The sequence below is a fragment of the Cupriavidus sp. CP313 genome (genome assembly GCF_054072015.1).
The window spans coordinates 24,510-39,247 of the sequence record NZ_JBSVZB010000010.1; the positions used below are offsets into that span (position 1 = coordinate 24,510).

At 62.4% G+C, this 14,738-nt stretch carries 17 protein-coding genes and 1 pseudogene; 16 read left to right on the forward strand and 2 right to left on the reverse strand.

Annotated features, from left to right (window positions below; translation table 11 throughout):
• Positions 1-96 precede the first annotated feature (96 nt).
• On the forward strand, positions 97-438 hold the full coding sequence (locus tag ACW4E8_RS15590) for a hypothetical protein (RefSeq protein WP_456805318.1): 342 nt from the start codon (positions 97-99) through the stop codon (positions 436-438).
• Positions 439-473: 35 nt separating this feature from the next.
• Here ACW4E8_RS15590 and ACW4E8_RS15595 read toward each other — a convergent pair whose 3' ends face one another.
• Complete coding sequence (locus ACW4E8_RS15595; RefSeq protein ID WP_456805319.1) at positions 474-1,115, reverse strand: DUF6988 family protein; 642 nt, start codon at positions 1,113-1,115, stop codon at positions 474-476.
• 146 nt (positions 1,116-1,261) lie between these two features.
• On the opposite strand from ACW4E8_RS15595, the gene ACW4E8_RS15600 reads away from it, so the two are divergent.
• The 6 genes from ACW4E8_RS15600 (at position 1,262) to ACW4E8_RS15625 (ending at position 6,109) form a co-directional block, all read left to right on the forward strand.
• Positions 1,262-1,765 (forward strand): endonuclease domain-containing protein, encoded by a 504-nt coding sequence (locus ACW4E8_RS15600; RefSeq protein ID WP_456805320.1) that lies wholly within the window; start codon positions 1,262-1,264, stop codon positions 1,763-1,765.
• 41 nt (positions 1,766-1,806) lie between these two features.
• Entirely contained in the window at positions 1,807-2,214 is a 408-nt protein-coding gene (locus ACW4E8_RS15605; protein ID WP_456805321.1) for a hypothetical protein, read from the forward strand.
• Positions 2,215-2,305: 91 nt separating this feature from the next.
• Positions 2,306-3,256: a DNA cytosine methyltransferase gene (locus ACW4E8_RS15610; RefSeq protein ID WP_456805322.1), complete on the forward strand. Its 951-nt coding sequence runs from the start codon at positions 2,306-2,308 to the stop codon at positions 3,254-3,256.
• A gap of 496 nt (positions 3,257-3,752) precedes the next feature.
• On the forward strand, positions 3,753-4,556 hold the full coding sequence (locus tag ACW4E8_RS15615) for an N-6 DNA methylase (protein WP_456805323.1): 804 nt from the start codon (positions 3,753-3,755) through the stop codon (positions 4,554-4,556).
• A 51-nt stretch (positions 4,557-4,607) separates the two neighbouring features.
• Positions 4,608-5,381, forward strand: a complete 774-nt coding sequence (locus tag ACW4E8_RS15620; protein ID WP_456805324.1) for a DNA/RNA non-specific endonuclease — start codon at positions 4,608-4,610, stop codon at positions 5,379-5,381.
• Complete coding sequence (locus ACW4E8_RS15625; RefSeq protein ID WP_456805325.1) at positions 5,378-6,109, forward strand: hypothetical protein; 732 nt, start codon at positions 5,378-5,380, stop codon at positions 6,107-6,109. The genes ACW4E8_RS15620 and ACW4E8_RS15625 overlap by 4 nt, the downstream gene beginning before the upstream one ends.
• Before the next feature lie 554 nt (positions 6,110-6,663).
• Here ACW4E8_RS15625 and ACW4E8_RS15630 read toward each other — a convergent pair.
• Positions 6,664-7,677 carry a tyrosine-type recombinase/integrase gene (locus tag ACW4E8_RS15630; RefSeq protein WP_456805326.1) on the reverse strand — a complete coding sequence of 338 codons (1,014 nt, stop codon included), beginning with the start codon at positions 7,675-7,677 and terminating at the stop codon, positions 6,664-6,666.
• A gap of 184 nt (positions 7,678-7,861) precedes the next feature.
• Between ACW4E8_RS15630 and ACW4E8_RS15635 the strand changes: the two genes are divergently transcribed.
• From ACW4E8_RS15635 to ACW4E8_RS15675, 9 genes and pseudogenes are all read left to right on the forward strand, one after another.
• Positions 7,862-8,311: an HU family DNA-binding protein gene (locus ACW4E8_RS15635; protein WP_456805327.1), complete on the forward strand. Its 450-nt coding sequence runs from the start codon at positions 7,862-7,864 to the stop codon at positions 8,309-8,311.
• Between the two features lie 152 nt (positions 8,312-8,463).
• On the forward strand, positions 8,464-8,754 hold the full coding sequence (locus ACW4E8_RS15640) for a hypothetical protein (protein ID WP_456805328.1): 291 nt from the start codon (positions 8,464-8,466) through the stop codon (positions 8,752-8,754).
• Between the two features lie 8 nt (positions 8,755-8,762).
• The gene (gene gmtY / locus ACW4E8_RS15645; protein WP_456805329.1) at positions 8,763-10,163 is read left to right on the forward strand and encodes a gamma-mobile-trio recombinase GmtY; all 1,401 of its coding nucleotides are present in this window, start codon (positions 8,763-8,765) and stop codon (positions 10,161-10,163) included.
• Positions 10,164-10,173: 10 nt separating this feature from the next.
• Entirely contained in the window at positions 10,174-12,546 is a 2,373-nt protein-coding gene (gene gmtZ, locus ACW4E8_RS15650) for a gamma-mobile-trio integrase GmtZ (protein ID WP_456805330.1), read from the forward strand.
• Entirely contained in the window at positions 12,492-12,773 is a 282-nt protein-coding gene (locus ACW4E8_RS15655) for a hypothetical protein (protein WP_456805331.1), read from the forward strand. Before gmtZ ends, ACW4E8_RS15655 begins: the two co-directional genes overlap by 55 nt.
• On the forward strand, positions 12,770-13,429 hold the full coding sequence (gene gmtX / locus ACW4E8_RS15660) for a gamma-mobile-trio protein GmtX (protein ID WP_456805332.1): 660 nt from the start codon (positions 12,770-12,772) through the stop codon (positions 13,427-13,429). Before ACW4E8_RS15655 ends, gmtX begins: the two co-directional genes overlap by 4 nt.
• Before the next feature lie 11 nt (positions 13,430-13,440).
• Complete coding sequence (locus ACW4E8_RS15665; RefSeq protein WP_456805333.1) at positions 13,441-13,671, forward strand: hypothetical protein; 231 nt, start codon at positions 13,441-13,443, stop codon at positions 13,669-13,671.
• Between the two features lie 241 nt (positions 13,672-13,912).
• Positions 13,913-14,305, forward strand: a complete 393-nt coding sequence (locus tag ACW4E8_RS15670) for a hypothetical protein (protein ID WP_456805334.1) — start codon at positions 13,913-13,915, stop codon at positions 14,303-14,305.
• Positions 14,306-14,610: 305 nt separating this feature from the next.
• Positions 14,611-14,697, forward strand: a pseudogene (locus ACW4E8_RS15675) (HU family DNA-binding protein); the annotation flags it as partial.
• Positions 14,698-14,738: the final 41 nt, after the last annotated feature.

Genomic DNA, 14,738 nt, shown 5'->3' on the forward strand with positions numbered 1-14,738 from the left:
TGCCTCACGTCACCCAATCTCGGACCCTGCCAATGATAGTTACCCGAAGGCCCGCTTGGCGTCATCCCTTGCCTTCTCGGACTTAAGCGAGCCTCGATGTACTGGTCCCGCGCATCCGAAGCGAGGAACTCGGGTTGCCTGCCTTGGACGATCCTTAAGGCCTCCATGGCTGCCGCAGGAAGGTGCCGAGCCAATTCCTTCTCGCTGACCTTCACGCCCTGCAACTCTTCCAACAGTAACTTTCTGGCCCCGGGCGGCCGCTTGGCAGCCGTGATGGCAGCGGGGGTGCGCTTCCGCTCGAATCGGCTCGCGGAGTCTTTCCGCGACCTGATCAATGCCCGCCGTGGCCAGATCGAGCCCCTCCGCGAAGGCGCGTTCAAGGCGTCCGGTACCATGGTGAACACCGTGATCGCCACTATCCCTGCGTTAGCCGGATAGCGGGCCACCGCCGCCCGCACTTCTCTCCCGCGCCGCTATTCCTCAGGCCTGATGACATCCGGACAGCAGTCCAGGAAGCTGTGCTGAAGGCCTTCAATGGAAGTCGTCCGCTTCTGATCACCGGTCGAGACTGCGGCGATCATCATATTCCCTATTGCCAAGGCGTTTGAAAACCGCAAGATCTGGGTAGCGAACCTCTCAGGGAAGTCACCAGCGGCGGCCACCAAGGGGTGGATCCCGGTATGGACGTAGGAATTCAAGGGGCCCCAGTTTGGCCCCTTGAACGCGGAGAGCATCTGATACGCCGGCCGGGCGCCAGGCGCCTGGCACTTGCCGAGCTGCTCCACCATTTTGGTCAAGGTGGGGAGGTCCTTGGCAGCCTTTTCCGACTCAGGGGTGAAGGGAGGCGTAATGCTTCTAAGCTCTTCATCGGAAGCCGCGTAGCCCACCCATGCAGCGCGTGCAAAGGCCTCGTACTGGAGCCGTAGCAGCCCAACGGCTGGCGCGAGCAGCTGCTGGCCGATGGCCAGGCGCAGGCCAGAAGCGTGCTGCCATGCCACTGTGCACGCCAGCTGCGCCACTGTCCACCTGAAATCGTATGCCTCTGCCCCATCAATTGCCGTGGCCAAGGCCTCGTGCAGCTCGTCGGATCGCTCAAGCAACCCTAAAAGGTCCATCGGTCCTCTCCCTGTGGCGCCCTGCAGGGCCGTTGGCGTGAATCATACCGAAATGCTTGCGTCGTACCCCATGGTGCTCTGTAGCCTGTCCAAATCGAAATACGCGCCGCGCCTGCAGCGGATAGCGATAGCAAAACAGCAAGAGCATGCGACTGACACTTAAAGAGCTGAGGCGGCTTTCCCCTCAGACGGCTGATCGCGTCGAGCGAGATATCGAGAAGCGGGCTGGAGACCGTGAGGGCCGGGTGAAGGCCTCAGCCGAGCGCGGCCACAGCGTGGGAGGCGAGGGAAGCTACCTGGAGGCTGCATTCGAACAACAGCTTCGGGCGACGTTTGGTCGGGAGCCGCACCCAGCGTTTCGGTGGTGCACTGAGTACCGCTTCGCGCTGCCGCGCCTGTACCGATTCGACTTCGCCTGGCCAAACCTCCTGATCGCGGTGGAGCTCGAGGGCGGGATCTGGAACGGCGGCCGGCACACCCAGGCGCGCGGTTTCATTGAGGACGCTCGCAAGTACAACCTGGCAGCCGAGATGGGCTGGACCGTGCTGCGGTACCCCGGCACCTTGGTGAACTCCGGCGAGGCAGTCTCCCAGACCGAGCAAATGCTGCGGACCGCACTGCGCAAGCTGCAGGACGATCCCAAACCCTGACCGATCAAACGTGAGCTTAAGTGCAACCAACATATTCGCATATGACCACCAGCCAAGAGAACCCCTCTTTCAACGAACAGGTAACCCAGCTCATCGAGAGCATGCTGAAAGGCAAGAGGATCTGGAGCGAGAACGGGCGCGCGCTGTCGATGATCTGGATAAAGGCTATGCAGGGCGTGACGCGCGCAAATAGCCCGGTGGACGCGCTGCTCGCGCACGCCAAATCGGAGGCGGCGCTCAACGCCATGGCGCTGGCAGGAGACTTCACCGAGCGGGAAGTCCAGGTCCTGAGCTTCCAGGCAAGTGCCGTTCTGACGCAGGCATTGCAGCGGTTCGGCGATCTGTCTGCGGAAGGGGAAACCACGATGTTGAGCGTGGAGGTCGATATCGGCTCAACCAACCACTACTTCGCGGCTGTTGGCGGCCGCGCCGGCGCTACGCTTCATTGACCCAGCCGATCAAGACGCACGAGCCGCAAGGCGACCTTTATCCCGGGTGAGGGGCGGAGTAGCCCCAAACCCAGCTTCCCGAGAATCTCCCATGATCGCAGCAACGATGCCGAGCACGGCAGGACAACTCACGGCCGTTGATCTCTTCGCAGGTGCCGGCGGCTTCACCGAAGGCGCACGCAACGCGGACATCAATGTGATCTGGTGCGGCAACCATAATCCCCAGGCCGTCCAGTTCCACGCGCGGAATCACCCGAATTCCATCCACGTCTGCCAGGACCTGCACCAGGCGAACTGGACCGAGGTTCCTCGCCACGACGTCTTGCTAGCATCGCCTTGCTGCCAAGGGCACTCGCGGGCCCGCGGCAGGGATCGCCCGCATCACGACAGCCAGCGCAGCACTGCGTGGGCGGTGGTTAGCTGCGCTGAGTATCACCGGGAAGAGCTCGTCGTTGCCGAGAACGTCTTAGAGTTTCTGGACTGGACGCTATATCCCGCTTGGGAGGATGCTATGCGCCGGCTTGGCTATAGCGTTTCTCCCCACGTCGTTGATTCCGCGGACCACGGCGTACCGCAACATCGCGTACGGCTCTTCCTCGTCTGCACCCGCTCAAGGAGCCCAATTCAGCTGAAGCTGCCGAGGCGCGATCACGTGGGCGTCGGCTCGGTCATTCAGTGGGATGAGCACCCGTGGACGCCAATCCAGACGCCGCGGCGCAGCCCGGCGACACTGCGGCGGATCGCCGCCGGCCGGGCCCGATATGGCCGGCGCTTCGTGGCGCCTTACTACGGCAGCGGCAGCGGGGAGACAGGCCGCAGCCTCGATCGTCCCATCGGGACACTCACGACCGTGGATCGCTGGGCCGTCATCGACGGGGAGCGGATGCGCATGCTGCAGATCCCGGAGGCGAAGGCAATCATGGGGCTACGACAGGACTACCAACTCCCGACAACCAAGCGTGACGCCATGCGGATGCTTGGAAACATGGTAAGCCCGGTGGTCGCGACCGACATGCTGCAGGCCGCCCGCGCGCAGGTGTAATGCGTCGAGGCCTACCGGTAACTCGCATCCCGATTTGCGCGGTCCCCTCCTCGATCTGTAGTTTGGGTTCAACAAGACCTGAACTGCAAGGAGACCCACATGACGGGTGTGACAGCGAATCCGCCATCGACAGCAATCGGGCCATGCTATCGCGTGAGCCCGTCCCTTGATCGCTCGCCCGCCGGCCCCCCATTGACCGGTGCCTGCTGCGCCCGAAGTACCGCCAGGCCGCCCTGGACACGCTTCGTGGCATGGGTCACTACGGGGTACCCACTGCCTACTATGCGTGCACGTCCGCGGGGCCGTGCGGGGCGTGCAGCCTGCCACAGCAGCTACGCGAGCCTTGGCTGGATTCCTGGGAGGTCGAGGAGGCCACGCAGGGCGCTCTGTTCATTCATGAGATCGGGATCCCTGGGGCGCCGGTGCGCACATTCACCGACTGGGCTGCGTTCATGCGAGGCGTAGATGCGCCGACCCGTACCACCTGGAGGGCAGCATGAAGCAGCGCCAGCTACGCGCGGTAAAGCGGGGCAGTGCCGGCTCGGCACAACTCGAAATTGTCCAACTGCTCCGCGAGGCGTCCTACCGGCGCCGAATCTCTGAGGTCTGGAGCGACTTTGTCGCGCTCGGCGCCATTACATTCGCGCAGATCGATAGGCGCGGCCGCGACGAACGTGAAGCCGAGTACTTGCGGATTGTGAAGCGGTACACAAAGGAGGAGTTCGACGCGCTGGTCGGTGCCTTTGTCCGTCTTCCGTTGGCGTTCGAGGCGAATGTGGGACCGGGTGGCGTGCCAATCCACTTCGCCGACATCCTGGGCGAGATCTACATGGCTCTCGAGCTTGGGAACAACGCCATGGGTCAATTCTTCACGCCAGGCGAGGTCAGCAAGCTGGTGGCGGCGATGACAATGGACCAGGAGTCCATGGAGGCGCATATTGCGCGCGACGGCTTCATTTCCGTCCACGAGCCGGCAATGGGTGGCGGGGCGATGCTAATCCAGGCCGCTGCGGTCATGGCCGAAGCGGGTCTGAACTACCAGCGTCATATGGTCGCTGTGGGTGTGGATCTGAGCCTCACCGCCGTGCATATGGCCTACGTGCAGCTGACGCTCCTACACATCCCCGCAGTGCTGATCTGCGGCAACAGCCTGACCTTGGAACACTCCTCTGTCTGGTACACACCCGCCTATATCCTCGGCGGCTGGGCTTCTCGTTTCCCGGTTTCGCCTGATGAACCAATGCGAGAGGTAGCGCTGCGCACCAGACCGGTCCCTGAAAGCAACGCATTAGCCGCCTAAAAGATAATTCGCAGTATAATGCGAATACAAAACAAATAGACAATGCACAGGATGATCAACGACAGCATGAAGGCCGGCCTCATTGTAGCGGCCATGCTCATGGCTCCGTTTGCGGCCTGGAGTGCTCCGACGAACTGCCCTGAGAGTTATGCCGCCGGCTTTGCGCCCGAGGTTTGGCACGATAAGCTGGCCAAGGGCACGGTCGAGCTCTGCTCGTCCCAGTACGGCGTCGTCTATTCCAACCTGACCCGAACCCCGCTGTGGTCCGCCGAGAACCTGAGCCCTGGCCGGTTCTCGCTACCGCGCAACTTCCCGCGGTATGACGTCTTTTATGAGGACAAGCGGATCCCGTTTGGCTGGCGCTCCACGCTGGATGACTACCGAGGAAGCGGCCTGGACCGTGGCCATCTGACGCCGTCGGCCGACGCCAGCAATCCGCATTCGGACTATGAGACGTTCGCGCTGACCAATATTGTGCCGCAGAGTGCTGACGGCAACCGGAATGCTTGGGCAGCGATCGAGAAGGCCGTGCGATCCCTTGCCCGACACCGCCAGGTCTTCGTGATCACCGGCCCCCTCTTCATTCCGGAAGAGGGCAAGGCCATCCGGTGGCTCAACCGTCGTGTCGCTGTTCCGTCCCACCTTTACAAGATTGTCTACGACCCGGCGAACAACGCCGGCGGTGCATACCTCCTCGAGAACCAGGACTACAAGCGGCCGCGTGAGGTACCAATCCAGGAAATTGAGCAGCTCGCCAGAATTCGCTTCTTCCCTGATACAGCGGCCATCCGCCCGATGAAGCTGCCCCGACCGCGATGGGATTGAAACCCGTCGCCGTGGCCACGCCGTTGGCACCTGCCTATACCGTTCTGCGCATCACGAAGCTAAAGACGTGGGACGCGGTGACCGCCGCCGGCAAATGCGACGGCGCGCAGTTGCTTCTCGGCGCTGGCGGCCCCGGTTTGCTCGCTGCTGTCCGTTCCCTAATCGGAACACAAACGGTCCGCACAAACGCCGTGCTTGCCGTCCAAGTGCTGATGTCGGTGGCGCGTGCGCCGCAACCGGCGGGCCAGCCTGCATCGGGCGGCGAGTGGAGCGGCGACCGCCTGCAGGCGTGGACCGAAGCGAGTATTAGTTGGCTGCGGCACAAGTATGGCGATCGGCTGGCCTTGGCCACCCTGGACGCCGGCGGGCCGGCTCCCGTCATCCTTTCAATCCTGGTGCCGCTCGACGAGCGGGGGAAGCTCAACGCCCGGGCTCTCTTTGGAGGGACACGACTGCGGCTGGCCCAGTTGCAGAGCGAGTACGCGGCGAGCGTCGAGGCGCTTGGGATCAAGCGGGGAGGGGAGGCAACTCGTGCTGCGGAGGCGGCCACTGAAGAGGTTGCTGCGCTCAAGCTGCAACTCCTGGCGGTATTGGGGGAGAAAGCTGACCTGCAAGGGCGGCTTGCCCAGCTCGAAGGGGAGAAGAGGCCCGGGGCATCAGCACCGCCCACGGAGGAAGCCTTCCGCGCCGAGCTTGAAAGGCGTGGGCAGGTGAGGCTGGTTCCGTAGTCGTCGGGATTCCAATAGATGCAACTAACCGCCGAGAGACCAGTCAAACCCGAAAGCTAAGCATGCATACCAGGGGCACGGCAGCTGGCATGAGAGCTCTCTTGAGAGAGCCTTCATGCGAGGGTGCCATGCGCAGGATTAGCTTCTGGGGCCAACGAAAACAATGCTGTATACCCACAAAAGAAGCTCGACCATGCGTAGGGTAGGTGAATCGGCTGCGGGGTGCCGAGTCCTTTCCCGATGGCACTCTCACTCTCTGAACGCTGTGACGGCGCAACGATTGTTGCATCCTCTATGCCATCGCCCAAAATCTACGCAACGCTGACGAAGCGTTACACCACTGAGGCCCTAATCGGCCTTCGCTTCACCCGTGACGGCAGTCAGATGGTGAAGCGTGGCGCCTGCCGGACGGAGCTGGCCGTCGCAACCAGCCTGGATGGGGTTTGGTGGCGGGTGACTCCACTCGCTCGGCGCTGGCGCTAGCGGCCAGGTGTCGCAGTGCCACCGTCACCGTGATCTGAGCCGCTCGCCAGCGAACTGGCGCGGGCGAGCGGCTAGTCAAGTTCGCGCGCCTCGCTCCGGTCCACGAGGGATGCCTGGCCATCCTTCCATTCGACGTAGCAGCGGTGCAGCCGGAAGGGCGAGGCCTCGTCCACGAATCCCAACGCGCTGCCAACCTCCTCGGGCGTATCCCCGCGCTCGAACCGAATCGCGGCGTAAGTATTGCGAAGCGTCTGTGGGGACAGGCGGCTTGTCCGACCGTCCGCAATCCCCAATGCCTCCAGCTGTGCCGTCACGCGCCTGAACATCGATGCGGCGTGCATCGCCCTCCCATCACCGGCGGTCTGGAAAAGCCACTCGCCAGGTAGGCCGGTACAGGTAAGCAGCTGAAGCCAAGTCCGCATCGCCGGGCGCGCCACCTCGAGCAGCTCCACCCGGGTTTGATAGACCCGTTGCCCCATCTTCTGCGGGACAGCTATGGTCCTTGCAGAAGCTTCAACGGCCTTCCGCCTGAGCACTTTGGCCTGGGAGACCTTAACGCCAGCACCGTAGAAGAGGGCGAGCAGAGCCAAGTCGCGATATCCGCGCCATTGGTCGCCGTTGACGGTGATCGCCCGCGGCAGCGGAGGCACCTGCGCCAGGTAGTCTTCGATGGCCTTGCGCTCGCTCTCCGTCAGGAACGTGGTTGGCGCGTTCTCGCCGTCGGCCAGTTTCTGCTGCACAGCGACACTTGCCGGGTTATGCATCCCCGGCCGCAACGTGGCCAGGTGCTGGAACACGCGCTCAATGAGCCGAGCGTAGCGGTACCGGTGGTGCTTGTGCAGGTCGGAGTCGTCGAGGAATTCGCCAATATGGTGCGCCTCCCAAGCGGTGATGGTGAGCTTGCGTTCGGCGGTCCAGCGCAGCCACTTGCGCCACATGAAGCCGTAGATCTTCGCGCTACTCTCACTCACGCCGCACCTGGCCAGCCAGTGATCGAACGCGCGATCAGCATCCTTTCTCCATTCGGCGAACGTGCTGCCGAAGAGGGCTTGCTGCGTGTTGCGGGTCCGACTGCTAGCTTTCATAGGGGATTCTCCGTATATCGAGCTCACTTGAGTGTTGCGATTGCGTTGAGCATACCCGAGCAACGCACAGAAAAACGCGAAAAGCCCTTGAAACTAGGCTTCGTCGTGGCAATATCGCGTGCAGTGTTGCGGGGCAGCCCATCGGGACCCGCCGGCACATCAACCACCGAGACTACGAACCGATATGGCAACCAAAGCTAATACGACTGCCAAGGCCGCTGCAAAGCCGGCCGCTAAGGCCCCGGCCAAGAAGGCTGCTGTGAAGCCGGCTGCGAAGGCTGCACCGAAGACCGCCGCCGCGGCACCGGTGGCCAAGCCGCTGAAGGATACTTTTAACAAGTCCAGCCTGCTTGCTCACCTGGTCACGCAAACCCAGCTCGAAGCCAAGACCGTGAAGACTGTGCTGGCCCAGCTGGAAAACACGATCGTGAGCGCGCTGCATAAGAAGGGCGCCGGCGAATTCACGCTGCCGGGCCTGCTGAAGGTGACGGCGGTTCAGGTACCCGCCACCAAGAAGCGCTTCGGTAAGAACCCATTCACCGGCCAAATATTCCCCCCAACTGTTCATACACAGTTATGTCTTAATAGGCGGCTTCTACCCCCAACACCCCTGTCAAAAGGGGTATTTTTTTGACTTAACTTCCAAGAAGCTATTCCATAGCTATGCATATTATGCAAAATGTGAACGCGTTAGACTGCAGCATTGATTGTTTCGAGTAGCCGGCTTTCTTTGAAAGCCGAGTAGCTGGTGGGGGTCAGGGGGAGGGACAAATGAGGCGTCGCGCTGTGGATAACTTGGCTCTGGAGCACTGGCGGGCGCTAGATGCACTTCAGGTACTGGAGAAGCTGGGCGGCTATGCGAAAGTCGATAGTACTTACGAGCCGGTCAGTGCCCACGATACGAAGCGCTACCACGTCAGCATTAATGGACGCGACTTTGAGTTGCTCCTTCAAGGTCCCAAGTTCTATGACATCCGGCTTGCCCGCGGCGGAGGTGGTGCGGTGGATTTGGCGATGCATCTGCACAACCTCGACTTCAAGGGCGCCACTGCGCTGCTGCGCAGCCTGGGTGTGTAGGTCGCAGCATGTTCGTGACCATCAAGGCCCGCGTCTACACCGACGCCACGGGTGTCTGCACGGAGCTCCCAGCACTGATGACGCCAGCCGGCGTGCTGGAGCCGTTGCTCGACTACTGCCTCCATCGCAGCCACGACCGGAGCCTGACGTGGATGTCGAAGGTCGCCCGCTCGGTGCGGATGTTCCTCGAATACCTGCACAGCAATCCGGCCGAGCGCGATACCTATCGCCTGTTCCAGAACTTCGCCCAGCGGCTCTACACCGGGACCTTCGACCGGCAGACTGGGCTCGACCCCAGCGGCTTGTGCTGGGCGCCACGCTCGCCGCAGGATGCCTCCCACATCATCACGCATCTCTCCGACTTCTTCGACTGGCTTGGTGAGATGCGGCCCGTGGCTGCCCAGGTGAATCCCCGCTATGCGGGTGGCGCCTTCGACCGACAGACCGACGAGGCCGCTTACCAGTACCGACGCAGCAATGCCTTTCTCGGACACACCTGGGCCGCAAACGCATCCCCCGCCGAAACCGGACACCGTGTACGAGGTCGACGCCTGCCCAAGGTCGAACAGGGTGAACCACCGGCCTTCCCGGAGGCGCGTTTCGAGGAACTGCTGACCAAGGGATTCTACGCGGCCGGGCGCTACGACTACCGCGGCATGCTCATTACCTTGCTGCTGCACGGCGCGGGCTTCCGCGAATCGGAGCCTTTCCACCTCTACATCCCCGACGTGTTCCCGGACCCCGCCAACCCGCACCAGGCCCAGGTATTCATCCACCACCCGAGCCACGGTGCCGCCCCCGCCGACTGGCGCGACGAGCGAGGACGACCCCGTCAAGGCAACCGCGCGGAATACCTCGCCCACCAGTTCGGCCTGGTACCGCGCACCGACCTGATGGACCGCCGTCACGCCGGATGGAAGGGCGGCACCCACGATGCCGCCTACTACAAGCGGGCGTACTGGTTCCTGCCGGAGTATGGCGAATGGTTCCTGCACCTCTGGCACCGCTACCTCGAACAGGTCGCACGCGTCGACCGTGGCCACCCCTTCGCCTTCATCAACCTGAACCGCGAACCGCTCGGTGCCATGTACACGCTCACCCAGTACAACAAGGCCCATGCCGCCGCGTGCGAGCGCATCGGGCTCACGGTCAGCAAGGCGCTGGGCACGACGCCGCACGGTCACCGTCATGCCTACGGCCGGCGACTTCAGAATGCCAGCGTCGACAAGCCGTTCATCCGCCGTTTCATGCATCACGCCTCGCTGCAGAGTCAGGAGGTCTACACACAGGCGAACACCCGCGAGACTCTAGCCGAGCTCGAAGCAGCCGCACAGCGACTGCGAGGCAGGTACGAAGGGCCACAACTTGGGTCGCGATTGCTGCTACCTGGCATTGAACTCAACCACTGAGGCACTCCCCATGGCCAAGAGACGGACGATTGCGAAAACTCTTGTCACTTCCCCCAAAAACGAGAAGGGTGTGCGGCGGGTCACGGATACGACCCTCGGCTGGGTCGAGCGGGATTACCCGCAGCTCGCCACCTGGCGTGTCATGGCGGTAGAGTGGCTGAAGGGTGAAACGCAAGGTGTTGCTGCCAGGCTCCAGGCATTGGTGACCTTTTTTGAGCGCTACCTCGTTCCGCAAGGTCTACCGCTCGACCCAGCGGTATTCCTAGCACGCACCACGGTCCTGCCTGACTTCTACCAGACGGCTTGCCCGGATTCAGACGGGGGTATCAGGTACAACAACGCTATCCACGCCTTCCTGCAATTCGTGCTGCGGCGCGAGTTCAGCGAGGCCGACGACGACGGCCAACAGGTGATCTTGCCAGGCTTCCGCAACCCCGTGCCCTGGAGGTCCACCAACGGCCTGCCGAAGCGCGACGAGAGCGTACATGCGCCGCTGCCCTACGGCTACATCGATGAACTGCGGCAGATGCTCGCGGCGGGCTCTCACTTCAGTGACTGGCAGTGGGCGCAGAACGCGTTGGGGGCAGAAATCGGTCAGCCCGGGCGCGTCGCTCCCGATTGGTTCGAAGTGACCGAATCCCAGATTGACCAGAACGACCCGGACTGCGTGTGGCGCGTGCGCAAGCTACGGTCGGGATATCGGGGCGGGCAAGTGCTAGAGATGTGGAGCCCGGTCCGTTGGGTGGCCCTGCTCGTGAAGCTCATCCTGCCGCTGCGCACCTTCCAAGTCCGCATGCTGGACTCGGGCGAGGCCGACACCTGGCGTTACGCGGCCGGGAACTGGACGTTGAATTCAAGCCAGCTCGCACAGGGCAGCGAACGCCGGCCGCTGCAACAAGGAGTGTTTCGCCGCAGTGACCCGCTCGCCGATGGCGAGGCCATCTCAACCGTGCTCTACATAAATACCAATAAGACCGCCGACATCGCTAGATCCGGTCCCGAGAAAGGCTACGTGCTGCCGTGGGCCTCTGGGGGGCCGGTGCATCAGGATGTCTTCTACTGGCTGGAGAAGCTACGCAACTGGCAGGAAAAGTACAACCAGGTCGCGCGGCGCACAGCGTGGACGGAATTGGATGGCCGCCACCTCGGCGCGAAGAGCGACGTGCAACTGGCGGGCTATTGCGACGCGTGCTTCCTTTTCAGGATGCCGGAGGCACGAGAAGGCGAGCGTCATCGGCCCATCGTGGATTCGGGGTTGAACGGCTGCTGGTTCTCGTTGCTGGAAGCGCTGGAAGAGCGACTCGTCGACCGAGGCGAATCGCATCGCAATGGCACTCCAATTAGGTTTTTGCCTCCGGTCGAAGAGCGGGTAGGCTATGCGACAACCCTTTTTCCCCTCCACAGCCTGCGCGTTTCCCTCGTCACTGCGCTGGCGCTTGAAGGCCAGGTGCCGTTTCCCGTGCTGCAAAAGCTGGTCGGCCACAGCCGTCTGCTCATGACCCTCTACTACACGAAGCCCGGTGCGACCCACATCCGCGACGTGCTGCTCGGCGCGGCGGAGCGGCTGGAGATGAACAAGGAAGCGAGCATCCAGAACTTCCTGCTCGACACCGAGCACGGCGACCTGCTGCAAAAGGCCATCTGCAACAGCGTGCCCAGCCTCGCCGCCGCCATCCCGCAGCATCCGGCCGCGCGCAACCCGGCGGGCTGGATGCCGATGCATCACGGCCTGTGCCTGGTCGGCGGCAACACTAGCGAGGTCGAAGACAACGGGGCCGTGGGCGGCTGCTACAACGGTGGGCCGAACCTCGGATCCCCCTCCTCACCCAAATATGGGCCGGTTCCCAGCGGCAGCCGCAACTGCGTGCGCTGCCGCTGGTTCGTGACCGAGCCGCACCACCTGCCCGCGCTGGCAGCTCACTTCAACACGCTCGCCTATCACTTCGACGAGGCGCGAAACGCCTGCCTCACTCACGAGAACGAACTGCAGAACCTGAAGAAGCAGAAAGCCGATGCGGAAGACGCGGGCCAGCCGTTCGCCCGCCTGGACACCTACCGGCAGGCCCAGCGGGTGTGGGAAAGCGCCATGAAGCGCTTCAGCGACCTCGCCGAAGACCTGGTGGCCTGCTGGCGCCTCATCGAACGCTGCAAGGCGGCGCTCGAAGCCCCGCAAGGCGCCGGCACGTATTTGGTGGCTGCCGGCACGGTGAGCGACGCGCAGATCGGCTTGAAACGGAGTCGGAACTGCTCCAACTCGCCGGCGTGTGCGAAAACGTCGAGGTCTATCCCGACCTCGAACCGGGCAAAGCGGTGTTCCGCCGCAGCCAGTTGCTCGACGCGGTGCTCTACCGCGACGACCTGCCGCCCGTGTTCATGCTGCTGAGCGAACAGGAGCAACTGCTCGCCGGCAACGCCTTCATGCGCCGCCTTGCCCAGCAGATGAACCCGGAGAATCCCGCGCTCGGCCAGCGCCAGGTTATTCGCCTGATGGACGCAGGCGCAAGCCTCAGCGAGCACTTCGACATGGACCTCGCCTTGCCGCTGCCGACCGCGAACCTCGTCCGAGCGTTCCCCACCGGGCACTGGGTCGTCACGGGAGATAAAGCATGAACGGCAAAACGGAGATCCACCTGGACGCGATCCTAGAGTCGCTGCTCGCCAAGGGCGGGCGCTCGAACCGGCGCGCAAGCCTGGCAAAGATGCACGAGCTTTGCCGCAGGCAGCATGAAGCGGGCTCGCGTGATTTCTCGCTGTCCGCCATCGGCCGCCTAGCCGAAGCCGAAGGCATCATGAAGGGCCGCGCCCTCTACAACGCCCCGTCCGCCCACTACCGCACGCTCATCGAGGCGTGGGCGGCCTACGCCGGTCCGCCTGCCCCCAAGCCGCCAAAGATGCTGGCCAGCCACGACTACCTGATGCGCATCGAGGATCCGGCCATCCGCTCCATCATGCAGGCGATCATTTCGGAGCGCGACAAGCTCAAGGCGCAACTCAACGTGTTGAAGGCCAACACCCTAGTGACCGTGGACCGGCGCCCGCTGGGCGCGGCTATCACAGCCGCGCCTGGAGCGCAGCCGGTAACCGTGCTTGCCATGGCTGCGCAGCTCACGCCTTCCGAGCGCGAAGCCTTGCAGAAGGCCGTGTCGGCACGCTACCTCGAGGAACGAGGACTGCGGGAAGGCAGTCACGGCGAAATCGTCAACGCGCGGGGCCGGACAGTGTTTGAGGTCGGGTTCGCGCGGGCGATTCGAAAAGTTCTTGCGTAGGCGAAGCAAAAATGAAAGGAGAGGACAACATGAGTGTGGCTTATTACCTTGCCTGCCTTGAATCCGGGCAGTATGTGTGGGTAGGGGCACTAGGTCCGAACCGCCAAGCTATGCCGGAAGGGCAAGCCGGCGCGATATCGCGATTTGCGCTGGCCCATCGTGGCAAGCCGCTGGTTGTGGTGAGTGATACCCATCCGATCCTTGATGATGGAGAGGAGTGGGGGGCATCGCCCGAGGCATAAGATGTAGAAAGTTGGACTTGGTCGGACAGACGATGTCAGATCGTCGGTCTCAGTTCGGCCAAAAGCTGCCGTCGGCCGTTACATTTCGCTTGAACGCCTTCAGCCATCAGCTATTCTGCATGGGCATCTGCTCCGTTGCAATTGCTGGAAAATGCATTTCTTTGGTCAGGAAGTGAGGCAAGACGCTGCGAGCATTAGAGAGACAGTACTTCACCGCCGAAAGGTTAAGAGGAGGAAGCCCATGCCAAAGCTCAATCTCATAGTCCACGGTTCATTTCTCGCCGCCTTATTGGCTTTGTCAGGAGGCGCGGCTCTAGCACAGGATCCAACCAAGGTGGCGCCAGAGATTTATAAAGTAACGTCGGACAACCAGTATGTACGCGTGTTAGACATCCACTTGAAGCCCGGAGGCAAGTCGCCAATGCACTCTCATCCCGGCTACGTGGCCGTTGCCCTAACTCCTTGCAAGGTGCGGTTTTCCACTCCTGGCGGCAAGAGTCAGGAGGTGGAATTCAAATCTGGCGAGGCGAGCTGGCGTGATTCTGAGAGTCATAGCGTAGAAAACCTGGGTACGGCTGAATGCCATGTTATGAATATCGAAGTGAAGAGCGCCACCAAGGAAAAGAAAAAATAGACACGCTGCCCAACGAGCGGTTCCAGCGGGCGGCCTGGTTTCCGCTCGGCCGCCTCTGAACCTAGGCGGTGAATGGCCGCTTCGGAGGAGATTGCCCGGCCGGTATGGGTCGGCTGCGGTCGTTCCCTTACCCGTTTCGGTGAATAGAGCGCGCTGAAATGAAGAGGCCGGTGTTTCCACCGGCCTGCTGAGTTTGTATGTATTGCGATGTATCGATACATACATCGCCAGTGTACCTAAGTCCCTTTGCCGGCAAGGCGGCCAGCAGACCATCCGCTTAACTATGCATGGTTAAGGTATAAGTCGGCCAGGACCAGTGGTTTGCAGCGAAACCCGCCTCGGTGAAGGTTAAGGTCCGACCGCTGAAGAAGCTGAAGGACGCCGCGGCCTAAGTTCGCCGGGCATGCAAAAGTAAGGGGGCTAGTGCTCCCTT